The sequence below is a fragment of the Chryseobacterium sp. CBTAP 102 genome (assembly GCF_003201365.1).
GTDB lineage: Bacteria > Bacteroidota > Bacteroidia > Flavobacteriales > Weeksellaceae > Chryseobacterium > Chryseobacterium candidae.
The window spans coordinates 18477-44086 of record NZ_QICX01000017.1 but is presented as its reverse complement, the minus strand read 5'-3'; the positions used below and the strand labels follow the sequence as shown (position 1 = coordinate 44086).

25 protein-coding genes are annotated in these 25610 nt (G+C 37.4%); 16 read left to right on the top strand and 9 right to left on the bottom strand.

Annotation, left to right across the window (positions count from 1 at the left end; genetic code table 11):
• The first annotated feature begins 56 nt into the window (after positions 1-56).
• The 4 genes from C8D70_RS18825 (at position 57) to C8D70_RS18810 (ending at position 2892) form a co-directional block, all read left to right on the top strand.
• Positions 57-1040 (top strand): D-alanine--D-alanine ligase, encoded by a 984-nt coding sequence (locus C8D70_RS18825; RefSeq protein ID WP_110368352.1) that lies wholly within the window; start codon positions 57-59, stop codon positions 1038-1040.
• Between the two features lie 89 nt (positions 1041-1129).
• Positions 1130-1594 carry a pantetheine-phosphate adenylyltransferase gene (coaD, locus tag C8D70_RS18820; RefSeq protein ID WP_076597162.1) on the top strand — a complete coding sequence of 155 codons (465 nt, stop codon included), beginning with the start codon at positions 1130-1132 and terminating at the stop codon, positions 1592-1594.
• Positions 1595-1718: 124 nt separating this feature from the next.
• On the top strand, positions 1719-2351 hold the full coding sequence (locus C8D70_RS18815; RefSeq protein ID WP_076597161.1) for a trimeric intracellular cation channel family protein: 633 nt from the start codon (positions 1719-1721) through the stop codon (positions 2349-2351).
• A 4-nt stretch (positions 2352-2355) separates the two neighbouring features.
• On the top strand, positions 2356-2892 hold the full coding sequence (locus C8D70_RS18810; protein ID WP_146212903.1) for a hypothetical protein: 537 nt from the start codon (positions 2356-2358) through the stop codon (positions 2890-2892).
• A 35-nt stretch (positions 2893-2927) separates the two neighbouring features.
• Here C8D70_RS18810 and C8D70_RS18805 read toward each other — a convergent pair whose 3' ends face one another.
• Both C8D70_RS18805 and C8D70_RS18800 read right to left on the bottom strand, forming a co-directional pair.
• A complete protein-coding gene (locus C8D70_RS18805) occupies positions 2928-3497 on the bottom strand; it encodes a hypothetical protein (protein ID WP_076597159.1) in 570 nt (189 codons plus the stop codon).
• A 148-nt stretch (positions 3498-3645) separates the two neighbouring features.
• Positions 3646-4143 carry a dihydrofolate reductase gene (locus tag C8D70_RS18800; RefSeq protein WP_110368324.1) on the bottom strand — a complete coding sequence of 166 codons (498 nt, stop codon included), beginning with the start codon at positions 4141-4143 and terminating at the stop codon, positions 3646-3648.
• 73 nt (positions 4144-4216) lie between these two features.
• Here C8D70_RS18800 and C8D70_RS18795 point away from each other — a divergent pair, with 73 nt between their 5' ends.
• The 5 genes from C8D70_RS18795 (at position 4217) to C8D70_RS18775 (ending at position 8660) form a co-directional block, all read left to right on the top strand.
• Positions 4217-4822, top strand: a complete 606-nt coding sequence (locus tag C8D70_RS18795) for a LemA family protein (RefSeq protein ID WP_076597157.1) — start codon at positions 4217-4219, stop codon at positions 4820-4822.
• 2 nt (positions 4823-4824) lie between these two features.
• Positions 4825-5253, top strand: coding sequence for a TPM domain-containing protein (locus C8D70_RS18790; protein ID WP_170872092.1), 429 nt, complete (start codon positions 4825-4827; stop codon positions 5251-5253).
• Positions 5234-6049, top strand: coding sequence for a TPM domain-containing protein (locus C8D70_RS18785; protein WP_110368323.1), 816 nt, complete (start codon positions 5234-5236; stop codon positions 6047-6049). Before C8D70_RS18790 ends, C8D70_RS18785 begins: the two co-directional genes overlap by 20 nt.
• Positions 6050-6245: 196 nt before the next feature.
• Positions 6246-6767 carry an NAD(P)H-dependent oxidoreductase gene (locus C8D70_RS18780; protein WP_076597154.1) on the top strand — a complete coding sequence of 174 codons (522 nt, stop codon included), beginning with the start codon at positions 6246-6248 and terminating at the stop codon, positions 6765-6767.
• Between the two features lie 3 nt (positions 6768-6770).
• Positions 6771-8660, top strand: coding sequence for a monovalent cation:proton antiporter-2 (CPA2) family protein (locus C8D70_RS18775; protein ID WP_110368322.1), 1890 nt, complete (start codon positions 6771-6773; stop codon positions 8658-8660).
• Between the two features lies 1 nt (position 8661).
• Here C8D70_RS18775 and C8D70_RS18770 read toward each other — a convergent pair whose 3' ends face one another.
• Positions 8662-9483 carry a GIN domain-containing protein gene (locus C8D70_RS18770; RefSeq protein WP_110368321.1) on the bottom strand — a complete coding sequence of 274 codons (822 nt, stop codon included), beginning with the start codon at positions 9481-9483 and terminating at the stop codon, positions 8662-8664.
• Between the two features lie 255 nt (positions 9484-9738).
• Between C8D70_RS18770 and C8D70_RS18765 the strand changes: the two genes are divergently transcribed.
• Complete coding sequence (locus C8D70_RS18765; RefSeq protein WP_110368320.1) at positions 9739-11880, top strand: M3 family metallopeptidase; 2142 nt, start codon at positions 9739-9741, stop codon at positions 11878-11880.
• Between the two features lie 147 nt (positions 11881-12027).
• The gene (locus tag C8D70_RS18760; protein ID WP_076597150.1) at positions 12028-12405 is read left to right on the top strand and encodes a YchJ family protein; all 378 of its coding nucleotides are present in this window, start codon (positions 12028-12030) and stop codon (positions 12403-12405) included.
• 209 nt (positions 12406-12614) lie between these two features.
• Here C8D70_RS18760 and C8D70_RS18755 read toward each other — a convergent pair whose 3' ends face one another.
• Together C8D70_RS18755 and C8D70_RS18750 are read right to left on the bottom strand one after the other, a co-directional pair.
• Positions 12615-13115, bottom strand: coding sequence for a peptidylprolyl isomerase (locus C8D70_RS18755; protein ID WP_076597149.1), 501 nt, complete (start codon positions 13113-13115; stop codon positions 12615-12617).
• 138 nt (positions 13116-13253) lie between these two features.
• Positions 13254-13508 (bottom strand): VF530 family DNA-binding protein, encoded by a 255-nt coding sequence (locus tag C8D70_RS18750; protein ID WP_110368319.1) that lies wholly within the window; start codon positions 13506-13508, stop codon positions 13254-13256.
• A gap of 122 nt (positions 13509-13630) precedes the next feature.
• Here C8D70_RS18750 and C8D70_RS20935 point away from each other — a divergent pair, with 122 nt between their 5' ends.
• The 3 genes from C8D70_RS20935 (at position 13631) to C8D70_RS18740 (ending at position 18172) form a co-directional block, all read left to right on the top strand.
• Complete coding sequence (locus tag C8D70_RS20935) at positions 13631-13783, top strand: hypothetical protein (RefSeq protein WP_168801912.1); 153 nt, start codon at positions 13631-13633, stop codon at positions 13781-13783.
• A 144-nt stretch (positions 13784-13927) separates the two neighbouring features.
• Positions 13928-15133, top strand: coding sequence for an exonuclease SbcCD subunit D (locus C8D70_RS18745; RefSeq protein ID WP_110368318.1), 1206 nt, complete (start codon positions 13928-13930; stop codon positions 15131-15133).
• A 3-nt stretch (positions 15134-15136) separates the two neighbouring features.
• A complete protein-coding gene (locus C8D70_RS18740) occupies positions 15137-18172 on the top strand; it encodes an AAA family ATPase (protein WP_110368317.1) in 3036 nt (1011 codons plus the stop codon).
• A gap of 73 nt (positions 18173-18245) precedes the next feature.
• On the opposite strand, the gene C8D70_RS18735 is transcribed toward C8D70_RS18740, so the two are convergent.
• Both C8D70_RS18735 and C8D70_RS18730 read right to left on the bottom strand, forming a co-directional pair.
• On the bottom strand, positions 18246-19271 hold the full coding sequence (locus tag C8D70_RS18735) for an LLM class flavin-dependent oxidoreductase (RefSeq protein WP_110368351.1): 1026 nt from the start codon (positions 19269-19271) through the stop codon (positions 18246-18248).
• Positions 19272-19493: 222 nt separating this feature from the next.
• Positions 19494-21632: a S9 family peptidase gene (locus C8D70_RS18730; protein WP_110368316.1), complete on the bottom strand. Its 2139-nt coding sequence runs from the start codon at positions 21630-21632 to the stop codon at positions 19494-19496.
• A 445-nt stretch (positions 21633-22077) separates the two neighbouring features.
• Between C8D70_RS18730 and C8D70_RS18725 the strand changes: the two genes are divergently transcribed.
• Positions 22078-22590: a YceI family protein gene (locus C8D70_RS18725; protein ID WP_062675631.1), complete on the top strand. Its 513-nt coding sequence runs from the start codon at positions 22078-22080 to the stop codon at positions 22588-22590.
• 79 nt (positions 22591-22669) lie between these two features.
• Positions 22670-23497 (top strand): 4,5-DOPA dioxygenase extradiol, encoded by an 828-nt coding sequence (gene ygiD / locus C8D70_RS18720; RefSeq protein ID WP_110368315.1) that lies wholly within the window; start codon positions 22670-22672, stop codon positions 23495-23497.
• Between the two features lie 73 nt (positions 23498-23570).
• Here ygiD and C8D70_RS18715 read toward each other — a convergent pair whose 3' ends face one another.
• On the bottom strand, positions 23571-25052 hold the full coding sequence (locus C8D70_RS18715; protein WP_076597143.1) for a S8 family peptidase: 1482 nt from the start codon (positions 25050-25052) through the stop codon (positions 23571-23573).
• A 91-nt stretch (positions 25053-25143) separates the two neighbouring features.
• A complete protein-coding gene (locus tag C8D70_RS18710) occupies positions 25144-25590 on the bottom strand; it encodes a GNAT family N-acetyltransferase (RefSeq protein ID WP_076597142.1) in 447 nt (148 codons plus the stop codon).
• Positions 25591-25610: the final 20 nt, after the last annotated feature.

Below are 25610 nucleotides of genomic sequence, written 5' to 3'. Positions count from 1 at the left end.
TCCCATATTGCATTGCATAAAATGATTAAATTTGCCTTAATTGATACTATATGGTTATGAACAAAAAAAGTGTTGCCGTAGTTATGGGAGGCTATTCTGATGAATACGTCGTTTCCTTAAAAAGCGGACAATTGATTTATGATTCTTTAGACAGAAATCTCTATGACGTATATAAAGTAATAGTTCTTAAAGATGAGTGGTATTTTTTAGGTGAAAATGACAAAAAATATCCCATCAACAGAGGAGATTTTTCGGTGACTTTAGATAATGAAGAAGTCTTAAAATTTGATGTTTGTTTTAATATCATCCACGGAACTCCGGGAGAGAACGGAATTCTTCAGGCATACTGGGATGCCATTGGACAAAAATATACCGGGTGTGATTTTTACCAGAGCGCCCTTACTTTCAATAAAAAAGACACCCTTGCTGTATTATCAAAATACGGAATTCCATCTGCTAAAAGTATTTATTTAAGAAAAGGTGAAGACATCAATGTGGATGAAATTGTAGCAGAACTGAATCTTCCTTTATTTGTAAAACCCAACCAATCAGGATCTTCTCTCGGTATTTCCAAAGTAAAAGAAAAATCAGAACTCATTGCTGCTACTGAAATTGCATTCAAAGAAGATAATGAAATTCTGATTGAAAGCTTCCTTGACGGGATGGAAGTTTCCGTAGGCGTTATTGATTTCAAAGGTGAAACCATTGTTTTAGGAATTACAGAAATTGTTCCTACCAATGAGTTCTTCGATTATGAAGCAAAATACGAAGGGGCATCTGAAGAAATTACGCCTGCAAGAATTGACGAGGAAACTACAAAAAGAGTGGAAGAAATCGCCAAAAGAGCTTACAATTCATTAGGAATGAGTGGCTTTTCAAGAAGTGAATTCATACTCATGAACGGGATTCCTTATATGCTTGAAATGAATACCAATCCGGGATTCTCTCCTGCAAGTATTCTTCCTCAGCAGGCAAAACATTACGGAATTTCCATTATGGATCTTTGCGGAAATGAAGTTGAAAAAGCACTTAATAAATAAAATAGAAGTTAGAAATTAGAGGTTAGAAACGAAATAAACATAAAGCTTTTAACTGATAATTCAAAATTCAAAATCATAACTCGTACAACATGAAAATTGCTGTTTTCCCAGGGTCTTTTGACCCGATTACATTAGGACATTATGACATTATAGAAAGAGCGGCACCGCTTTTTGATAAATTAATCATTGCAATCGGACAGAATTCTCAGAAAAAATATATGTTTCCTCTTGAAAAAAGAAAGGAATTTATCCAAAACTCCTTAGCAGAATTCCCCAATGTGGAAGTAGATTCATTCGAAGGCTTAACAGTAGATTACTGCTTTGAAAAAAATGCTCAGTATATCATCAGAGGATTGAGAAACCCTGCCGATTTTGAATTCGAAAAAGCGATTGCCCATACCAACAGAACTTTAGCTCACAAAAAACTGGAAACAGTATTCTTACTGACTTCTTCAGGAAAATCTTTCATCAGCAGCAGCATTGTAAGGGAAATCATCACCCACGGCGGCGAATATGAACTGATGGTTCCGGACTCTGTGAGAGTGGAGAGATAAAAAAATATAATTAATGAGCGATAAATGATAATTGATATAATGGCCAAGAATTTGCTTAAGCAGAAATCATTCATCAATTATCATTCATCAATTATCATTTATCAACAATCATTTATAATTATATATGCACGAACAGTTCAATTTTGCCATAGAAGTCCTGGGGACCATTGCCTTTTCCATGTCCGGAAGTTTCGCAGCAATGCAGAAACGGCTTGATCCGTTCGGGGTGCTTATTATTGCATTTGTAACTTCTGTGGGAGGAGGAACGGTAAGAGATTTATTACTGGACATACCGGTATTCTGGATGCATGATATTCTGATGTGTACCTTGATTCTGGTGACCAGTATATTTTCAATGATATTCAAATCTCTTGAGAAAAACTTTAAAGTAACTTTATTTATCTTCGACAGCTTCGGGCTTGGCCTGTTCACCATAATCGGTGTACAGAAAGGACTAAACGCAGGAATCCATCCTATGATCTGTATTGCATTGGGAACCATTACAGGCTGTTTCGGAGGGATCATCCGGGATATACTGCTCAACAGAATTCCATTAATTTTCAGAAAGGAAATTTACGCCACAGCATGTATCGTAGGCGGAGCAGCATTTTTATTGATGACCAGATATACAATGCTTTCCTATACTTTTATACAGATCTTCACTATTTTACTCATCGTTGCTATTCGAACATTTGCGGTAAAATACCATTGGCAGATACCTAAGTTTTATGGGTATGATCAGAACTCGGAAATGTAACCTTGTGAAACGATTACCTCTTACCATTCTTTCATTTTCTTTATTCTCCTGCCAACACGAGAGTCAATTTGATCTGAATAAAGATCTTTATCACTTTTCCGAAAGAATGGAAAACGGAGATACTGTTAAGATCATGACTGATCTTTCAGCCTGCATGTTCTTCGCATCTGAAACTTATACTTTTACCAAGCAGCATGACACTCTCTTTCTGGAGAAATACTCTGAAATAACATCATATGGTAAAACGACCCAAACTTTACCTAAAATACCTTACAAAGTAAAAGCAAGCAATCCTTTGTCTTTTGAAAATTATCTTAAATTTCTGAACAAAGAAGATAAACCGCATGAGAAAGGAGATTTTCCTTTGGTTACTGTAACCTATAAAAAACAAAATCGGAAATTTTATGATGACGGACTCCAAGATAAATTTATGAAGCATGATAGTTTGTTTGCCGTTAAGGAAAACATTTACCCAAAAGACCCATTTTTTAAACAGGAAGCACCACCACCGCCTACAATCATAAAAAACAAAAAGTCCTGAAAAATCAGGACTTTTTATAGTATATGTTAGGTTGACTAGAAGAATTTTCCTCTGTTTCTCATATTCGGGTTATGCATATGCTTCTGCATGGTCGGCATTTTCAACTGATCTTTCATCATTTTGATCTGATCGGTCATCATTCCAGCACTGTCCAGTCTTTTTGCTTCTTCCAGTAATTTCTGCCCTTCCTGTTTTCTTCCTTTGGAAATAGCGGCTGCCGCAAGATTCAAAGTAGCCATTGCTCTGTCATGCTTCATATTCAAACCATACTCCAACGCTTTCTTCATGAAAGGTTCTACTTTAGCAGGGTGGTCCTGAGCTTGTGTCAATCCTGATAAATAGTGAAAATATCCGTATTGAGTTTTATGAAGCTGAGTTTTATAATCTGTAATTTTTGACAGCCATTCTCCGGCTTTCTCCATATTTTGCTTTCTCAATTGCCAGAATGCCAATAGAATATATTCATTTTTAAAGAATAGTAAAATCGGAAATGCAGCCAATAGGAAAACAACAATACCCCACCCAAGATTTCTCGTGAAGAACATCATATAAAGTCCCAGTAAAATAAGGACTGCTGCTACTGCAATTTTTATGTATTTATTCATTATTAAATTTTAGAAGTGCAAAGATAATAAATTTAAGGCTTAAAGTTCAAAAAGTCAATGGTGAATGGTCAATTCGCTGCGTTTGTTAATTTTGTAACTGCGGAAAATTCACGATTCCCTTTACGAAGCAAAAATTCACTATTGACCTCTATGCTTCTTTGTTAATTTTTTCAAACGTCTGGAAACAAAAATCATAACCATTCTTCTCATCTTTCTCATGGCAGATTTCATTGGTCATTTTCCAGATTTTCGGATCTATTTTAGGAAAGAAAGTATCAGCATGAAGGTCCGCTTTCACCAAAGTAACTTCAAGCCTGTCCACAACATCCATAGTCTGTTCGTAGATATTTCCGCCACCGATAATGAAAACTTCCTCATCAATCTTTTTAGCAAATTTCAACGCTTCTTTGATGCTTCCTACGATAAGAATTCCTTCTTCAAACCAGTCTTTCTTTCTTGACACAACAATATTGGTACGGTTCGGAAGAGCTTTTCCAATACTTTCATATGTTTTTCTGCCCATAATCACAGGATGCCCGGAAGTAATATCTTTAAAATGTTTCAAATCTTTGGGAAGATGCCAAAGCAACTGGTTTTCAAAACCAATTTCATTTTTCTCTCCCATTGCCACCACTATTGTTGTCATTCAAATAATTTTTTACAAAATTAGCACATAATTTGTATATTTGGTTAGCACAAAAAATTTAAAAAAATAAACTATGAAAAATAAAGGATGTCTGGGTGCAGGAACCATCGGTATTGCCCTTCTTATTATTGTTGCTGTTCTTTTCTTCTGGGGAAAAAGCGGATACAACAGATTTGTAGAAAAAGAACAGACTGTAAATGCAAAATGGTCTAATGTAGAGACCGTTTATCAGAAAAGAGCCAATCTTATTCCTAATCTGGAAAGAACCGTAAAATCCTATTCAAAATTTGAACAGGAAACTTTAACACAAGTTGTGGAAGCTCGTTCCAAAGCGACTTCTATCAATATTGACCCTACAAATATGACAGAAGCTGATCTGGCTAAATTCCAGGCAGCACAGGGAGAATTATCGGGTGCATTAAGCAGATTGATGGCCGTGGTAGAATCTTATCCTAACCTAAAAGCAGACCAGCAGTATATCAACTTCCAGAGAGAGTACACTGCTATTGAGAACAGCATCAGAACTGAGACGGTTTATTATAACGATGCTGCAAAGGATTACAATACTTCCATCAAGACTTTCCCGAATAATATTCTGGCGAATTTCACCAACTTTAAAGAAAAACCTTATTTCAAAGCTGACGCAGGTGCTCAGAAAGCCCCTGAAGTATTCAAATAATAATGGGTAATTTCCTAACAAATCAACAGATCGCTTCCCTTGTGGAAGCGATTCAGTCTGCGGAAGATCATTCTACAGGAGAGATCAGGGTACATATTGATTCCAATACGGAAACCCGTGATGCCAGAACAGCATTTGATGTTTTCAAGAAGCTTGATATGGATAAAACTGCTGAAAGAAACGCAGTGCTTTTCCATGTCAATTTTGAACAAAAATATCTTACCATTATCGGAGATATCGGAATTCATGAAAAAGTAAAACAGTCTTACTGGGATCATCTTCACGATTATATCACCGCTGAATTTGCCAAAGGAAATTATTATAAGGCGCTGAAAAGTGCCATCCTGGAAACGGGACTTGAACTCAAAAAACATTTTCCTGTAAAAGGAGAAAACCCAAACCAACTTCCAAATGAAATTACGTTCTCTTAAAATAGTATTTTCATTTTTACTACTTTGCTTTTACACTTTTGTATCAGCACAGTACACCATTCCCGAAAAACCCTCGGTACTTTACCCTGTTTTTGATGAAGCCGGATTACTTTCCCAGCAGGAAAAAGATGCACTTAACAATAAACTGATCAAGTTTGCAGATTCTACCTCAACGGAAATTGAAGTAGTGATCATCCGTTCCACCAAAGGAGAAGATGTGAATTTTCTGGCAACCATGTTTGGGGAAAAATGGAAAATCGGAAAAAAAGGTGTTGATAACGGAGTGGTTTTCCTTATCGCGACAGAAGACAGAACCATGTCTATCCAACAAGGACGCGCTGTAGAGCAATACCTTACCGCTTCAGTAGCAGGACAAATCTTAGATTACATCGTTACTCCAAAGTTCAAGAAAGGACTTTGGTATGAAGGCATCAACGGTGGAACCTCAGCGATTATGGAAGCTGTTGAGGGAAAATTCAAACCTGTAGCCACCACAGCTCCTTCCGGTAATGGAAGTGCTTTTAAAGTTCTTATCATTGCTTTTATTATTTTCATCATCATTGCTATCCTATTTGGTAGCAGAGGTGGCGGACGTGGTGGAAACAATGACGACGATGATGATGTCATCATTACCAGAAGAGGACGCAGAAACTATCCTGGAGGTTTTTTCCCATTCCCTGGAAGCTTCGGAGGCGGAGGATTTGGTGGTGGAAGTTCCGGAGGAGGCGGAGGCGGATTCGGAGGCTTCGGAGGTGGTGGAAGCTTTGGAGGCGGTGGCGCATCCGGAGGATGGTAAATAAAGAAACAATTTTAAATTATATAAAAATCAGATCATCACGATCTGATTTTTTTATTTAAAAACATAAAATAATGCCAATTCTTTAACTTTTATTAATATTAAATTGATATTTAGATAGTAAAAAATTAATAAAACCTCATAAAAACCACCTTTTATTCAATATTTTTTTATTATATTTACTGAAAACAGGATTATGAAGAAGACGCTGGTAGTATTTGCACACCCTTATCTGGAGCATTCCAATTCGAATGTAGAGCTCATCAATTTCTACGTTCGCCACCAGCATTATACCCTGAGAGATCTTTACGAAGAATATCCTGACTTTCATATCGCTGCTTTCCGGGAAAGAAAACGTCTTAAAAACTATGAACGTTTTGTTTTCCAGTTTCCCCTGATATGGTTCGGAATGCCACCGCTTCTCAGATTATGGATTGATGAAGTTTTCGACAGAGACTGGCTGAAAGAGGGCGAACATAATCCACTCGAAGGAAAAGAAGTCTATATTCTGGTAACCACAGGCGGAAAAGAAAGATCTTTCAGTAAAACCGGCACTTATCAATACACCATAGATGAACTGATCAGCGGGCTTATCGTTTCATTAAGGGTTTTCAAAGCAGATATTAAGCATATTAAAATTGTATACGAAGCCAACAAGCTCTCTAAAAAAGAAATCATTTTACATAAAAAAGAATTTACAGAACTACTCAATCAATAGCATATGGAATCCAGCTTAGCGATGAACACATTAATTTTCCTCGGTGTAGCCATCATCATGGTTCCTTTGGCAAGAAAACTAGGGTTAAGTTCTGTAATCGGCTATATTTTAGGAGGAATCATTATAGGTCCTTATGTCCTTAAACTTACAGGAAACAACGTCAATGATATTATGCATGCCAGCGAATTTGGCGTTATAATGCTTTTATTTTTGGTAGGTTTGGAACTGGAACCCCGCAAATTCTGGGAGATGCGAAAGAAAATAATGGGATTGGGACTTTCACAGATGGCACTTACGATTCTCTTGCTTTTCTTAGTATTCACAAGTGTAGGTTGGAGAGTAGACAAAGCGATTGCCATTGCCATGTGTTTCGCGCTATCTTCTACAGCAATTGTCCTCCAGACCTTACAGGAGAAGAATAATCTCAAGACTACTGCGGGAGAAGCTTCATTCTCCACCTTGTTATTTCAGGATATTTCTGTGATTCCTATTTTGGCGATATTGCCTATTCTGGCCAATTATAAAGCCAAGCATCATGATAATGAAATCCAGATTCTGATCCAAAAACTGCCGGAATGGCTTCAGGCCGGAACGGTAATTTTTGGAGTAGCATTATTGATTCTACTCGGAAGATATGTATTTGTTCCTTTTCTGCGCTATGTTTCAAAATCGGGAATGTCAGAGCTATTGACAGCTTCTTCATTATTTCTGGTTATTGGGGTTTCGGAACTGATGGTGGTGATCGGCCTTTCACCTGCTTTGGGAGCTTTCCTTGCAGGAGTAATGCTTGCCAACAGTGAATTCCGTCATGAGCTGGAAGCGCAGATTGATCCTTTCAAAGGACTGTTACTGGCTGTTTTCTTCGTGAGTGTGGGATCAACTATCAATTTTAATATTATCCAGAAAGATCCTTTATTTATCTTCAGTACTGTTTTTGCTGTGCTGGCTGTAAAATTTATTGTCTTATATGCTATTGGAAAGTTTTTCAGGATAGATACTTCCCAAAGTCTTTTTTATGCATTTGCCCTTTCACAGGTGGGAGAATTTGCATTTGTACTGCTTAACTATGCTTCGGATCTTTATCTTTTAGGGCCGGAGATGAATGCACAGATGATGGCTGTCACTGCCATTACAATGTGTATCACTCCTGTTCTCCTAATCATCAATGACAAGTTTATTACTCCCAAATTTATTACAGAAATCCCTGAGGAAGAACATGATTATAATATTCTCGACAGCAATGTTAGTCAAAAGAAAATTATCATTGTAGGTTTTGGGCACTTTGGAAGCACCGTTGGACGTCTTTTAAAAGCCAATAAAATACCCGCTACCGTTTTGGATCGTGATTCTGATCGTGTTAAATTGCTCAGAAGCTATGGTTTTAAAGTCTATTATGGAGATGCCACCCGAATACCTATTTTAAGAGCCGCAGGAATTGAAGATGCTGAAATTCTGGTTTTATGTCTGGATGATTCCGATGATAACAAATTCATTGCAGAACTTGTGCGGGAACATTATCCCAAAGTGAAAATTTTTGTAAGAGCGAAAAACAGGATCGATGCTTATGATTATCTAAACAATGGAGTTAATCATATCTACCGCGAAACATTGGGAACAGCGGTGGATATGGCGGTGGATGTACTTCATGAAACAGGAATGAGGAAATATGCCGCAAGACGTCTTGGGCAAAGATTTATGGCTATTGATAAAGCTTCTGTGAGAAAACTTGCAAAAATGAAGGAAAATAATGATGACATTACTCTATTTACCACAAAAGAAATGCTCCAAAGGGAGGAGGAATTGTTAGCGTATGATAATCTTAATTTTGATAATAAAAACTGGGAAGATTCCTCATCCGCCGATGAAGAAGATGAGGATGAATCCCAGAATTAGTTTATTGGATATTTACACTTCCACCACTGCTTTCCTCTTTGCTCACGCTCTTAAGCTCTCCTTTTTTAGAAATATCCACACTTCCACCGGATGAAGCGCCTGCTTTCACACTGGAAACAGCACTTATATGAATACTTGCTCCACTGGAAGCATCTGCTTCTACCTCATCAGCAATAACATTTTTAGCGGAAATACTGCTTCCTGAAGAGGCACTTACATCTGCTTTTTTTGCTTTTCCTGAAAGGTCAAGTGTTGATCCTGATGAAGATTCAATGTTAAGGTTTACTGCCCAGACTTTCCCATCGAAACTGCTGCTGCTGCTTACATTGATATCCATATCATTAGCCTCCAGATCTCCGGAAATACTTCCTGCACTGGATGCTTCGATCTCTGTTTTCTCCTGAGTAAATTTATCTTTCACAATGATTCTCGCAGCCGAATCCGCAACAAGTTTACTAAAATCTTTTGTATAAATTTTAGCTGTCACTTTGCTGATGTTCATCACTCTGATCCCCGGCTTATAATGAATGTGCAGTTTTCCGCCATCATTATCTACAAGAATTTCATTGATGATGCTTTGAGGTGCAGAAATTTCTACTTTTTCTGTTTCAGATTTTATAACTTCTGCTTCAATGGCCTGTGAAACCTTAATTTCATCAAAATCTCCATTAAATTCTTTATGCTGTATCGGGCCGCTTTCCTTGCTCACTACTTTCTCTACCCAATTACCATTGTCTCCTTCCCTGTTTCTGTTCTCATGTTTATCATTACACGAGGCTAAAGCCACTAAGGCTGAAAAAATAAATAAAGTACTTGTTTTCATGCTTATTCCTTTTGTTAATTTTTTTGTGGATATCTTTATTTAAATAACAACTAATTTATAAAAAATATTACATTACATTTGAAAATACTGTAATGGTCTTCAAGAGAGATTTTTTGGAAAGACTTTTCACCTCTGAAGGTACTTAACTGATTCATTGTGCAATACCCACAAAATGACGTAAAAAAATACGTTCGCCAAAATACATTCTATGATACAAGTTTTTAATATCTTTATGCTTTAATAACAACTATATTTATGAAGAATATTTCATCGGTATTATTAATTTCTGCCTTGGCGTTCAATCAATCTTGTACTACAATGAAACAGACCGATATTCAACAGGAGCTTCCTGCACCTGATCCCTCTTTATCTTCAAATCCTTTTATGAAGAAGAGCAAGCTTCAGTACGAAGCTCCGGAGTTTGACAAAATCAAAAATGAACACTTCAAACCTGCTTTTAACTATGGTTTAAAGCAACATGAAGCTGAAATTATGAAAATTGCCAACAATCCGGCTGCTCCTACTTTTGAAAATACCATCGTTGCATTGGAAAAAAGTGGTGAGGTACTGAGAAGAGCACAAATTGTATTTTCAAATCTTACAAGTGCTAATACCAACCCTACTTTGCAGGCTTTGGATGAAGAATATGCCCCTATTTTTGCCGCACATTCTGATAAACTGTACCTGAATGAAAATCTTTACAAAAGAATACAATCCATCAAAGAAGATGGTCTTGATTCTGAAAGCAAAAGACTGGTACAATATTATAAGCAGAATTTTGAAATCGCAGGTGCTAATCTTTCTGCAGCGGATAAAGAAAAATTAAAGCAGCTCAATCAGGAACTGGCTTCTCTGTCTACACAGTATTCCAATAAATTGCTGGAAGCAAGAAAACAGGGAGGTGTATTTTTCTCTGATGCGAAAGAGCTTGACGGACTTTCTGCAGATGAAATTGCAGCAGCAGCATCTGATGCCAAAACAGCAGGACAACCAGGAAAATATCTTCTGGCTTTACAAAATATAACCCAACAGCCTCTTTTACAAAATTTAAAGAACAGAGCTACCAGAGAAAAGCTATTTAAAGCTTCATGGACCAGAGCTGAGAAAGGAGATGCCAACGATACAAGATCTACCATAGAGCAGCTTGCTAAACTGAGATTGAAGAAAGCACAGATCTTGGGAAAGAAAAACTTCGCTGAGTGGAAACTTCAGGATCAGATGGCAAAAACCCCTGAAGCTGCTACTAAACTGATGAATCAAATCGCTACTCCTGCAGTGGAAACAGCAAGACGTGAAGCAAAAGATATACAGGATCTTATTGATCAGCAGAAAGGAGGTTTCAAAGTAGAGCCTTGGGACTGGAATTTTTATGCTGAACAGGTAAGAAAAGCGAAGTTTGATCTTGATGAAAGCGAAATAAAACCTTATTTTGAAATTACAACGGTTCTTGAAAAAGGAGTTTTCTTTGCCGCTGAAAAATTCTACGGACTGACTTTTAAAAAGAGAACTGATCTTCCTGTTTACCATCCTGATGTAGTAACCTATGAGGTTTTCGATCATGATGGAAAATCTATTGCCATCTACTATCTGGATTTCTATACAAGGGATTCTAAAAACGGTGGTGCATGGATGAGTAATTTTGTAGAACAGTCTTATTTATTGGGAACAAAACCTGTAATCGTTAACTGCTACAACTATCAAAAACCGGCTCCGGGGAAACCTTCATTAATCAGTTATGATGATGTTTCCACCATCTTCCATGAATTTGGTCACTCCATTCACGGAATGTTTGCCAGCCAGAAATACCCTTCACTTTCGGGAACGAATGTACCGAGAGACTTCGTGGAATTCCCATCCCAGATTAATGAACACTGGGCTTTAGATCCTGTTGTTCTGAAGAATTATGCAGTACATTATGAAACAAAACAGTCTATTCCGCAGGCTTTGGTAGACAAGATTAAAAAAGCATCTACTTTCAATCAGGGTTATATGACTACTGAATTGGTTTCTGCTGCTGAGCTTGATATGGATTGGCATACAGTAAGCAATGACAGTCAGTTTATTCCTGTTTTAGACTTTGAAAAGCAATCTTTGGCCAGCCATGGATTCAATCTGGCAACGGTTCCGCCAAGATATCACACTCCTTATTTTGCTCACATCTGGGGAGGTGGATATTCTGCAGGATATTATGCTTATTTATGGTCTGAAACTTTGGATAATGACGCATGGGAATGGATCAGTAAAAATGGAGGATTAACCAGAGAAAACGGTGACCGTTTCAGAAAATATATTCTTTCCGTAGGAAATTCTGTAGACCTGAACCAGGCATTCAGAGATTTTACGGGACACGATCCGGATATCAAGCCTTTATTGAGAAGCAGAGGGTTTATTAAATAAATTAACGGGAAGCATTCTTTAACTAGAGTGCTTCTTTTTTATGTTTCGGCTAAAGCCATGGATTTTTATTTGCTTATTTTTTAACGGGCTAAAGCCCGTTTCTATTGATATTCATTATTTTTGCATTTCAAATTTTAAATGTAATATATGAACTGTCCATGCTGTTCAGGAAAATCCTACGAGGAATGCTGTAAACCTTATCATACGGGAGAAAAATATGCTCCAACGGCTGAGGCTCTGATGCGTTCACGATTCTCTGCTTTTGCCATTCCGAATGGTGAATACCTGATGGAGACGACCCTTCCCGGAAAAAGAAAATACCATAATAAAAAAGACTTACAGGAATGGGGAGAAATTAACCAATGGACAAAACTGGAAATCATCCGTACTCCGGCTTTAAATCATGTAGAATTTAAGGCTTATTATACGGATCAGGAGGGTCATCAGCAGGTTCATCATGAGTTTTCTGTTTTTCAGAAAATGCATGAACGCTGGTATTATGTTTCCGGAGAATTTTTGGATTAACAAACAGGTTGAAGAAATGTAATGCAGACAATGCTTTGCGTAGAACCACCCCGTCAAAAATTCATAGAATTTTTGACACCCCTCCGGAAGAATGCCAAGCATTCAATAACTATTTGTACCTTAAATAAAAATAAGCCAAAGATAATTCTTTGGCTTATTTTGTATCATGTATATACTATATTATCCGACTTTTTCGGACATTTATTTTTTTAGTGAGCTTCGTTTCCGTCAACTCCGTGAGCGTGGCCATGTGCCAATTCTTCTTCTGTTGCAGGACGGGTGTTTAAAACTTCCACCTGGAAATCTAAGACTTTACCTGCCATTGGGTGGTTAAGGTCTGCTACTACAACTTCCGGAGTAATTTCTACTACAAAAGCCTGGAAGTTATTCCCTTGGTTATCTGATAAAGGTAAAATAGCTCCTACAGGTGGAAGTCCTGATTCGTTGAACATTTCCACAGGTAATTGTGCAATAGCATCCGGTTGTCTTTCACCATAAGCTTCCTCAGGCTGAATTGTAAAGGCAGCTGTATCTCCAGCTTTCAAACCAAGGATATTTTGTTCAAATTTTGGAATCATCATTCCCACACCATACAAAAATGTAAGCGGATTTTCTGTTGTTGTTTCTTCTACAAGAATCTTACTTCCATCTGGTTCGATAGTGTGAAGTATATACTTTACAGCTACAACGTGATTGTTTTCGATTGTCATATTTTTTCTTTTTTTCGTGATGTTGTTTCACGATTAATGGTACAAATATACTCTTTTTGAAATGATTCAGTGAACCTGGAAGCCGGGGGATGGAAGAAGGAAGCTATGAAAGGCATAAAGAAAGACAGATCTTCTTTTTTAGCCTTTATTTTTTTTACCCTCCTCTCTCTTTTTCTGTCTTAGGACAAAAAGATACAGGCTTTCTACTTTTGTTCTTGCCCACGGTGTTTTCCGCAGAAATTTCAGGGAAGAGTTTATACTTGGGTTGTCTGTAAAACATTTTATATTGATCTGTTCGCCAAGCCTTTCAAAACCTTGATAGTATTCTACAAGTTCTTCAAGGATAGCATCCAGTCTTTTTCCGTGTAAAGGATCTTTGGACTGTTGTTCCATCTTTTTTTTACAAAATTAATTTATTATAAGTTTATATAAAAATCCACATCCCTCTTCCCTTTTTGTTTCTTATTTTTGAAGAAGCTATTTTTTATCCATAAAAATTATCTGCTATACAAAACATGAGCAAAAATAACGAAGCAAACAGGAAGAAAAATAAAAAGAAAATTGATCAGAAAAAACGTAAAATTCAAAATGCAGAATCAGAACGGAAAGCAAGATTAAAACAGATCCGGGAAGATTTCAAAGCCAGAGAAGCTGACAATAAGCTATAAATTGTTTTTATCTGATTAAGGGAAACCTTATTTTTTAAAATGAAGTATTCTCTATATTTACATTGTAATACCTGCAAATAATTCTCTACCCAACAAGTTGAAAATTATGTTGCATATACTCTTTTTAATTCTCAAATTTAAATTATGAAAATCCTCCACACTGCCGACTGGCATTTGGGTAAACGCCTCGACCGTTTTTCAAGACTGGAAGAACAGGTTCTGGTGATGAATGAAATTGTTCAGATTGCTGACGAACAAAACGTGGATCTGGTTTTAATTGCCGGTGATCTCTTTGATAATTTCAATCCAGGTGTAGAGGCTGCTGAACTTTTTTATAAAACCTTAAAACGTTTATCCCTGAACGGAAAACGCCCTGTGATTGCTATTTCCGGTAATCATGATTCTCCCAGCTTAATCGATGCTCCTGATCCTCTGGCAAGGGAATGCGGAATTATTTTAATAGGCCATCCCAAAGCGGAAATCATACCTTTTGATACAGAATATTTCAACATCACCCATTCCAAAGAGGGTTTTATAGAGCTGAAAATTGAGGGGATAAATTTTCCGGTAAGAATTCTCCACACGCCTTTTGCGAATGAAATCCGGTTAAAGGAATATTTTGGTGAAAATAAAGAAGAAGAAATCAACAAGGTTCTTTCACAGACATGGAAAAATCTTGCGGATCAGTTCTGTGATGATACCGGAGTGAATCTTCTGACGGCTCATTTGTACATGAATAAAAGAGGTGCGGAAATTCTGGAAGAGCCGGAAGGAGAAAAACCGATTAAGATTGGGAATGCAGATCTGATTTTTTCTGACAGTATTCCTGAGCAGATTCAGTATACGGCATTAGGCCACCTTCACGGTTTTCAGAATATCGGAACCAAGGAAAAGCCTGTTATTTATTCATCTTCTCCTCTGTGCTACAGTTTCAGTGAAGCCGGACAAAAGAAGTATGTTTCCATTATTGATGCAGAACCTGGAAAAGCAGTTTCCTACGAGAAGAAACTCTTGCAAAGCGGCAGAGCTTTGGTCAGAAAAACATTTACCTCCATTGAAGATACCGTACAATGGCTGGGTGAAAATCCCAATACATTTATTGAACTTACGCTGGAAAGTGAAACTTTTTTAACAGCTGATGAAAGAAGGTTAATTTATCAGTCTCACAACGGAATTGTTCACCTTATTCCAAAAGTCAGAAATCTGGAATTGGGAGAAAACCCAACCCATGAAATCAATTTAAGTCAGGATATTGATATCCTGTTCAGAGATTATTTTAAATCTAAAAATGGCGGGCAGGAAGCCAATGAAGAACTGATGAATTTGTTTAACGAAATTTTAAATGCATAAGCTATGATCCCTGTACAATTAACGATCGAAGGACTTTACTCGTATCAGGAGCGCCAGACTATTGATTTCAGAAATCTTACCGAAGCAGGTCTGTTTGGGATTTTCGGGGCGGTGGGTTCCGGAAAATCTTCGGTTCTGGAAGCTATTTCGTTTGCTTTATATGGAGAAACGGAACGTCTGAACATGCGTGATAAAAGGGCTTATAACATGATGAATTTAAAATCAAACAGTTCTTATATAGAATTTGATTTTGTGAATTATGAGAATAAACTTTTCCGGGCTGCCCGTGATTTTAAGCGGAATTCCAAAAAATTCGAAGAAGTAAAGCCTAATGCGGTTACATTTTATGAAAATATCAATGGCAAATGGCTTCCTTTGGATCACTCCAATGCAGAATCTATTATTGGGTTGAGCTATTCCAACTTCAAAAGAACCATCATTATTCCGCAGGGACAGTTCAAAGAATTCCTTGAATTGGGTGCTGCAGAGAGAACAAATATGATGAAGGAGATCTTTAATCTTCAAAAATTTGACCTTCAGAACAACGTTTCTGCACTTAATGTAAGGAACAGATCTGAACTGGATCAGCTGGAAGGACAGTTAAAAGGGTTTGAAGAAATCAATGAAGAGAAAATTAAACTTCAGAAAGAACAGTTGGCTGAAGAGCAGAAACTCCTCTCAGAATCCAATGAAAAACTGGAGAAGGTTTCCCAAACGTATCAACAGCTGAAAAACTTAAAAAGCGACTTTGACAGTTTACAGCAGAATAAGGAAAAATTCAGCAAACTTTCTGAAGAAAAGCCCCAGATGGATGCTCTAGAAGCACAGGCAGAATTATACGACCGTACTTTCAGGCTTTTCAAGCCTTTAATTATTGAGAAAGATAAACTCTCAAAAGAGATTGCTGCGAAACAAAACGAAAAAGAACAGCAAATTAAAGCATGGCAGGAAACTGAAAAGACTTTTACGATCGTAAAGGAACAGCTTACGGCTCTTGAACCACAGTTTAAAGCATTAGAACAATCCAGAATTCAGGAAAATGATCTGAGCCTCATCATTCAGATCCTGAAATTTTCTGAAGAAATTAAAGTTCTGAATGAAAGAACTCAGAAAGGTTCTGAAAAAGTAAAAGAAGTGGATCTTCATAAAGAGAAAATTCAAAAAAAGATTGATGAACTTTCAGCACAAATAAAAACTTTAAAGGAACAAAAACTTGATTCTGTGCTGCTTTCTGAAGTAGGCAACTGGTTTATTCAGCAAAAGAGCCTAAAAAAATCACAGCAGGAACAAACCGAAAAGATTGAGAGACAGCAAAAACAGATCGGAGAAATTGCAGAAGAATTGAAACCTTTTGCTTACAACGAAAATTATAAAGAAGATTTCAAAAGCAGAAAAGAAACCTTAGAAACCCAAAAAAAGGAACTTTCCCAGAAACTGGATCATCTCAAAATTCAAAAAGAACTTTCCCGTTTTGCCAGTGAGCTTCATGATGGGGAAAACTGTCCTCTTTGTGGTTCTAAAGAGCATCCGCATATTGTGGAATTTCATGATGTGAATACTGAACTGCAGGAAATTCAGGAGAAAATAACATCTGTAGAACAGGAAATAACTGTTCTTCAAAAACAGGAAGCAGAAGTTGACAAAATTCTGGACCGTAAAAAAATCTTTGAGGAACAACTTCTTTCGGAACAAAAAATTGTCCTTCAGATTCAGAAGGATATTGAAAATCATCTGCTGAATTTCACCTGGAAGTCATTTTCACCTGACAAGGAAGAGGAGTTTGAGAAAAAACGCTCAGACTCGTTTACGCTGGAGAAAAAGATTGAAGAAACGGAACGTACTATAACAGTTGAAAGGGAGCATATTGACAGAGAAACCAAAACACTGGAAAAATATAAGCACGCCCTGGAAGCTTTCCGTCTGGAAGAAGTTTCGAAACAGGAGCAAATCAATATCAGCCGTTCCGGCCTTAAAATTCTCGACTGGAATCTGTATGCTCAAAAGGAAATAAAAGAGATTGAGGAATCTTATCAAAAACTTGTACAATCTAATAAAGAGACTGAAGAAAATTACCGGAAGGCGGTAGAACAGGAAAAAGTTCTTTCTCCAAAACTGGCAGAGCAAAAAGCAATTGTCAGCCAGTCTGAAAAACAAATTACAGAACTTGAGAAGGAAATTTCCGGTAATGAAGAGGCGATTGCCAAAGCTTTGACAAATCAAAATTTCACAGCATTTAAAGAAGTTGATAATATTTTACTGCAGGAGATCAATATTCAGCTGGTGAGAGCCAAAGTTCAGAATTTCAGAGTTGAATTCGAAGCTTTAAAGAAATTCATCACTGAGTTGGAAGTAAAACTGAAAGATCTTTCATTCGATAACGAACAGTTTTCTCTTGCTGAACAGCAGTTCGTTGAAGCACAGAATGAGCAGAAAAAAATCAGCGATTCCGTAGTCACAAAAACCGCAGAAATAGACAGGCTGGAAAAAGAGTTTGTGAAAAAAGAAACCCTTTTAAAAGAACTGGCAAAGCTTCAGAAGCGTTCAGAAAATTTAAAAATCATGATGAACCTGTTTAAAGGTGCAGGTTTTGTACAATATGTTTCGTCTATTTACCTGAGACAGCTTTGTGATCATGCCAATGTCCGTTTTCACCGGATGACAAGAAACCAGCTGAGTCTTCAGCTGAATGAAAATAACGATTTTGAAATCATTGACTACCTCAACGAAGGGAAAAGCAGAAGTGTAAAAACACTTTCCGGAGGACAGGCCTTTCAGGTATCCTTGAGTCTGGCGCTGGCACTGGCAGAAAGTGTTCAGGCCAATGCGCAGGCCGAAAAGAATTTCTTCTTTATTGATGAAGGTTTTGGAACGCAGGATACGGAATCGGTGAATATCGTTTTTGAAACCCTTACTCATCTGATGAAAGAAAACAGGATTGTGGGTATTATTTCGCACGTTGAAGAACTGAAAGAAAAGATTCCTACCGCTCTTAATATTATCAAGGATGAAGAAAGAGGAAGTCTGATTGAGATTGTTTAATACCAGATTTACAACTACAAAAGCCACAAAAGAGATGTTCTTATGTGGCTTTTGCTATCAATAAAGTTCCCAGTTACAGTCCTTTTACAACGGGTTTTACTTCTTTTCCAAACAATTCAATAGATTTCATCATCACATCATGAGCAGGATCTCCCACATCCATATGCCCGATAAATCTTGTAATTCCGAAAATTTCCTTCATATACGCAATCTTATCTGCTACTTCTGCGGGACTGCCGATAAACAATGCACCGTCTTTGCTTCTTCCCCCATCATACTGCTCTTTTGTATAAGGAGCCCATCCCCGGGAAGCGCCTATCCTATCCATCTGAGATTTATAATTATGGAAATATCCATCCGCTACTTTTTGATCGCCACTTACAAAAGTATGGGAGTGAATTGCAATCTGCATTTTTGAAACATCGTGTCCCGCTTTTTGGTATTCCTGCTTATAGAATTCAATCAGATTTTTAAACTGGATTGGCATTCCTCCGATGATGGCTACCACTAAAGGCATTCCAAGCTGCGCTGCGCTTAATACAGACTGCGGAGTTCCTCCAACAGCTCTCCAGATGGAAAGTTTTCCGTCATTTTTTGCTCTTGGATAAACAGTTTGGTTCTGCATAGGAGCACGAAGTTTTCCAGACCAGCTTACGTTTTCTTCAGCATTGATTTTCAGCAATAATTCTAATTTTTCATCAAATAACTGTTCATAATCATTCAATGAATAACCGTAGAGAGGAAATGATTCTATGAAACTTCCGCGTCCCACAAATATCTCTGCTCTTCCGTCTGAAATTAAATCCAGCGTTGAAAAATCTTCATATACCTTAACCGGTTCCGAAGAACTCAAAACAGTAACTCCACTGGCCAGTTTTATATTTTTTGTAACACTTGCTGCTGCTGCCAAAACGATTTCCGGAGAAGAAACAGCATAATCCGGACGGTGGTGTTCTCCCATTGCGAAAACATCTATTCCTACCTCATCCATGAATTTTACCTGATCCAGTATTTCGCGGATCTTAATCCCTGCATCTCTATATTTTCCGGTAGACTGGTCTAAGGCCAGATCTCCAAACATTCCTATTCCTAATTCCATATTGTTGATTTTAGTCATACAAAATTACCACTATGAAAAATCAAAAACATTGATGTTTGTTAAGATCGAAAAGTTACTTTTTTAAAACACAAATAACACTAATGTATCACCAATAAAACGAAAGTGTCATTGCAAACAAAGCGAAGCAATCTCAATCAAGTTATACAATAACATTAAGGTAATATCAAAAAAAAATCCAGCCGTTCCCGCTGGATTGTAATATTATTTTTTCAAATATAGATCAAAATAATCTGTTATTTTCTGCATCAGGTGAACCCTGTCTTTCCCGATCACATTATGGGGATGTCCCGGATAGGTAAAGTAATCAAGCTGAACTCCGTTATCAACCGCTGACTTGATGAATTTTATAGAATGCTGCCACACTACTACATCATCCTGTGCTCCATGGATCATCAATAACTTCCCTTTCAGATTTTGTACTTTATCCAAAAGATTGGCAGTAGCATATCCTTGTGGATTTTCCTGTGGAGTATCCATATATCTTTCTCCATACATGATTTCATACATACTCCAGTCAATTACAGGTCCGCCTGCTACTCCTACTTTGAATACATCCGGTTTACGAAGCATAAAACTTGTTGTCATAAATCCTCCGAAGCTCCATCCATGGATTCCCATTTTGTCTCCATCTACATAAGGAAGAGATTTTAAGTATTCCACCCCTTTCATCTGATCGTTCATTTCTGTAGTTCCCAGATTTCTGAATACAGCCTGCTCAAACTTCATTCCACGGTTAGAAGAACCTCTTCCGTCCATTGTGAAAATGATGTAACCGTTCTGAGCCATATATTCGTACCAAAGGTTTCCTGAAGCCGGGAAGCTGTTTGTGATCAGCTGTAAGTGTGGCCCGTTGTACAGATAAACAATAGTTGGGTATCTTTTATTAGGATCAAAATTGGTAGGAAGAATGATCTTTCCGTACAAAGGAGTTCCGTCGTCAGCCTTTAATGTTACATTTTTAATTTCCGGTCTCTGGTAATTCTTTAATGGATTTTCAGAAGTAAGGATATTTGTAGATTTTAAATTGGCTGTATTGATAATGTTGGCAACTCTTGGTGAATTGGCATTGCTGTAAGCGTCATAGAGATAATTTCCGTCACTGCTCAAAGTTCCGATGTGCATTCCTTCTGCATCGTCCAGCCTTTGCATCTTGAAGTTGGTCCAATTTATTCTGTACAAATGTCTTTCCAGAGGAGTTTCTTTAGTGGAGGCAAAATAGATTTCCTTTTTCTTTTCATTAAATCCTAAAATATCGGTTACCAGCCAGTCACCTTTTGTGATTTGTGCTATCAATCCTTTTTCAAGACTGTAATGGAACAAGTGGTTATATCCTGTTCTCTGGCTCTGCCAGATGAAGTCTGTGTTAGAGTTCGGGAAGAAAGTAAGCGGATGCTGTGGCTCCACATATTTACTGTCTGTTTCTTCGAATAAAGTTTTCACCAATTCTCCTGTAGCAGCATCATACTGATTCATTTTCATATGATTCTGGCCTCTGTTCAGCACCCCTACAAAGATGTATTTTGAATCCGGGCTCCATGTAACGGCCGTTAGATACTGATCTTTTTCACCTTCCACTTTTAAGAAAGTAGTAGATTGATTTTTAATATTGAAAACGCCTAATGTCACCTGATGAGAAGTCTGGCCAGCCATTGGGTATTTAATATTGTGGTTTACGGCAGGCGTTACAGACCAGTCGATGACCGGATAATCTGCTACCATACTCTGATCCATTTTATAGAAAGCTACGCTCTCCGAATTCGGAGCAGGGAAAATTCCGGTATCAATTCCGAATTCATTTCTGTGAACCGCCTGCCCGCTAATTATATTTTCATTGCTCTCATTGGTTACAGCAATCGTTTTTCCGTTCCTGTTTACAAATAAATTATTCTTTGTTGTGAAAGCAAAAGTCTGACCGTCACCAAACATTTTCACGTTTGCAGCATCCTGATCAATGGCAGCTGTGCTTTTTACTTTCCAGTCGTTTCCTGATTTTTCAATCCACGACATTTTACCACCAGTCGTAAAATATCCATTGGAATTTCCTGTAAATTTAATAGGTGGAACAGCTTTCAGCTTATTGTTGGAAAGATTTCTGTTCAGTTGGCTTAATGAAATCAGCGTATCCTGCTTATTCGTTTTCAAATCTGTAATCAGATAGCCGCCTTTCACTGCCTGAATGTAAGATTTTCCGTCTGCAGCCCATGAAAACTGGGAAATATTTTTTACGGCAAGGTTGGTTCTCATCCCATTGACAGCCTCCGCCATGGTAAATTTCTGGGTCTGGGCAAATGCTGAACTTCCTAAAACCAGCATTAATAAAGAAAATTTATGTAATTTCATTGGATAAAATTGAATCCTCCAAAAATAAGAAATAAAAACCATTCGTTAAGAAACGTTAAATTAAAACATTCATAAAATGGAATTCATACATTCAAAGGAATTATTTCTTAACTTAATAATAAATTTTGACCTATCCCTTTTAGTAATAATAGCTTCGACAGGCTCATCAATAAGAAAATCTTTGTTAATTATTAATTAAAGGGATAGGTCAATAAAATTTTTAAAGGCATTATTAGCATAGGCGAATGATGGATCGTGAATGGTCAATCTGCTTCGTTTGTCAATTTTTAAATTTTTGAACACCTATAATCATTCAATATTCACTTGCGAAGCAAAATTGACAATTGATCTTAAAAATCTGATTTCTTATCCTATATCAATGACTTGTATAGGTACGCTGTCCTAAATTTGCATTATTAATAACAAACAAAAAATACAAAATACAATGGCAACAAAATGGATTTTAGACCCTACGCATAGTGAAATTACTTTCAAAGTAAAACACATGATGATCTCTAACGTAAAAGGAAGTTTCAGAACTTTCACTGCTGAGATTGAATCTGAAGACGAATTCTTTGCAAATGCAAAAACTACCGCTACAATCCAGACGGATTCTGTGTTCACCAACAATACAGACAGAGACAACCACTTAAAGTCTGCAGAGTTCTTCAATGCTGAAGTACATCCTACAATTACTTTTGAATCTCAGGCATTAAACAATTCTATTGTTGGAAATCTTACCATCAACGGAATTACAAAACCTGTGAATCTTGATGTAGACTTCGGAGGAATTAATGTAGATCCATGGGGAAATACAAAAGCAGGTTTCTCTTTTGAAGGAAAAATCAGCAGAAAAGATTTCGGATTAAACTGGAATGCAGCTCTTGAAGCAGGAGGTGTAATGGTAAGCGATGATGTAAAAGTAGCTGGTGAATTACAGTTTGTAAAACAGGCATAGTAAATAACATATATCTTAAAAGGTTCAGGGATTTGTCTAAAAGCCTTGGACCTTTTATTTTTTATAATCTTCAATATTTATGAACCTCAGCGATCTTCAAAATATAAGCAACGGTTTTAAAAGCACACAGAGAATGCCTGTTTTATTTCTTGGACATGGTTCACCAATGAATGCCATTGAAGAGAATCAATTTGTACAGGGTTTCCGGAAAGCTGCTTCAGAAATTCCTAAACCTAATGCAATTCTCTGTATTTCTGCCCACTGGTATACAGACGGAACTTTTGTAACGGCTATGGATATGCCGAAAACCATTCATGATTTTTATGGCTTTCCAAAAGCCCTTTTTGATGTGCAGTATCCCGCTCCCGGCAGTCCGGAACTGGCCAAAGAAACCGCAGAGCTTCTTCTTCCTGTAAATGTGGAAGAAGACCACAGCTGGGGACTGGATCACGGTGCATGGTCGGTTATCAAACATATGTACCCCGAGGCAGATATTCCTGTTATCCAGCTGAGTATCGATCATACAAAACCTCCTCAGTATCATTATGATCTTGCAAAAAAGCTGAATAAACTTCGTGAAAAGGGCATCCTGATTATCGGAAGCGGAAATATTGTTCATAATCTCCGCCTTATCGACTGGAAAAATATAAATACAGTGGGAGCCGGCTGGGACTGGGCAGTGGAAGCCAGAGAAAAAACCAACAACTGGCTTCTGGATGGAAATTTTCAGAATATTATTGATTATCAGAAACAGGGAACTTTCTTACAATATGCTGTTCCTACGCCTGATCATTATCTTCCTTTACTGTATACTTTAGGGTTAAAAGATCAATCCGAAGACCTTGCGTTATTTAACGATGAGCTTATCGGTGGATCATTAAGTATGACAAGTGTAAGGATCGGATAGCCATCTCTATATTAAAAACAAAAAAGGAAATACCTCAGCTGAGATATTTCCTTTTCTTTTATAAGGCTATTATTTATTGCACGGCTTTTAAAACATTGATGTTTCCATAACCATAGCTTGAATTCACATTAGGATAATAGGTTGCAGACTGTCTCATTTTAGTAAGAACCTGATCTCTTGTCCATGATGGATTTTTAGCCCAAACCAGCGCTGCAATTCCCGCCGTAGCTGCAGTAGCTACCGAAGAACCACCCACATAATCTGCCTGGCCGTTGTAATAGCTCAGAACCGGAACAGTATTTCCTGAAGCTCTTTCCATCTGGAAGGTAAAATCAATCTGGCTTCCTGAATGGCACACATCACATTTCTGATTGGAAGTATTCTCTTTTACACCGGTTATCGCCTGAGTTTCCGGCATTGATGCAGGAAAAATTACTCCGACAAAGCTGGTAAAGCTGGTTGAAGTACCTCCGGCACAGAAAATCAGTTTCCCTTTAGAATAAGCATACTTGACACCGTCCTCAATTTTTCCAACGGAGAAGATGTGCCCCATTGACATTGAAATGATCTTCACATTGGTATTGTTACCCAGTTCCGTGAAAGCTGTTTTTACAGCAGTCTGCTCACTGGATGTTTCAAGAACAACATTTTCTGCTGCTCTGTAGGCGATCAGATTGGCATTATAAGCTACTCCTACAGGTAATCCTGCATTATTTCTGGGAGCTGCCATTACCGAAGCCATTTTCGTTCCGTGCCCGCACTGATCTCCGGATCCGTCTGAGTTATACACTCCGTATTTACTGATTGTTCTTCCCGAAGAAGCTCCACTATTAAAACTTCCTCCCAATAAAGACTGTTCTGGTGAAACTCCCGTGTCAATAAGGCCTATTGTAACACCTGCTCCGGTACTGTAGCTCCATGCATCAGGAATATTGTGCTTAGCAAAAGCCCAGGGTATCTTTGCACTTGGCGCCGTTGAAGTATAATCTGCAGTGCTTAATGTAGATGATGAAAATCCGCATCCCGACGAACCGCTTCCTGAAGATTTTGCAGCTGCATTATATTGAGCTTCAAATTCAAAATAATGATAATCTGCAGGTTCTACATATCGGATGTTTTTCATTTGTCGAAGAGCGGAAACAGTTTCTTCATTTTCTATCACAACATCCATCTGATTAAGATACTGATCTGAAAGAAGAAGGAAATTTCTTTCTTCTTTTCCTTCATATTTTTTGATTACAGAAAGAACTTCTTTTTCGATATCATTACTGTTTGGAGATTTACTTCTGTCGAAATCATCTTTTGAAGTTCCAAAACCGATAGATACCATTTTATTTCCACGGAAAATAGCACTCCATACGAAATGATCAGATTCATTCTTCCAATTAAAAGTACCGTCCGTTTTAATTGCCTGATTGATCCTTTCATTGATCTGTTTTGCTGTCAGCGGATCTTTCTGAGACATTTCAGTTCTTACATTTTCGTTCTGAAGATCTTCTCTGGAACACGAGTTTAGGGCAAAAAATATTGCCAGTAGGAATACAGTTTTTTTCATATGTTATAATTTTGATTAGAACCACAATATAACACTTTAATGAGAATTAAAAATTTAAAAAAAATGAATTTAGCATGACATGAATATTAAATTATAATACTTTTTCGTAGCAGACACTTTGCTCTATTCCAACATATTGCCCATAATTGGATATTTTGTAAAAACCGTTTTTCTCATACACAGAGATGGCGCTTTTAAGGTCCCGGGAAGTTTCCAATATGGCTTTTTTAAAGTTCAATTCTGCTGCCCAGCCTGCCAGTTCTTTTACAATAGTGGAACCTAATCCTTTTTTTCTGAACTCCGGATGGGTAAACATCCTTTTTATTTCTACGCTATCTTCTGAAAAGGGCTTGAATGCTCCACACGCTGCAGGAATACCATCTATATAAGCTACGAGACAGTTTTTAATGGTATCAATTGTATTGAACTGAGCAAAGAAACCGTCATCTTCTCCATTATGCTCAGCTAAAGTAGCATCAAGGGATTTTACAAGGTTTTGAAAATCTGTGTTGGTGGAATCTGTTCTGAGTATATGCATTTAGTTTGATTAAAATATTA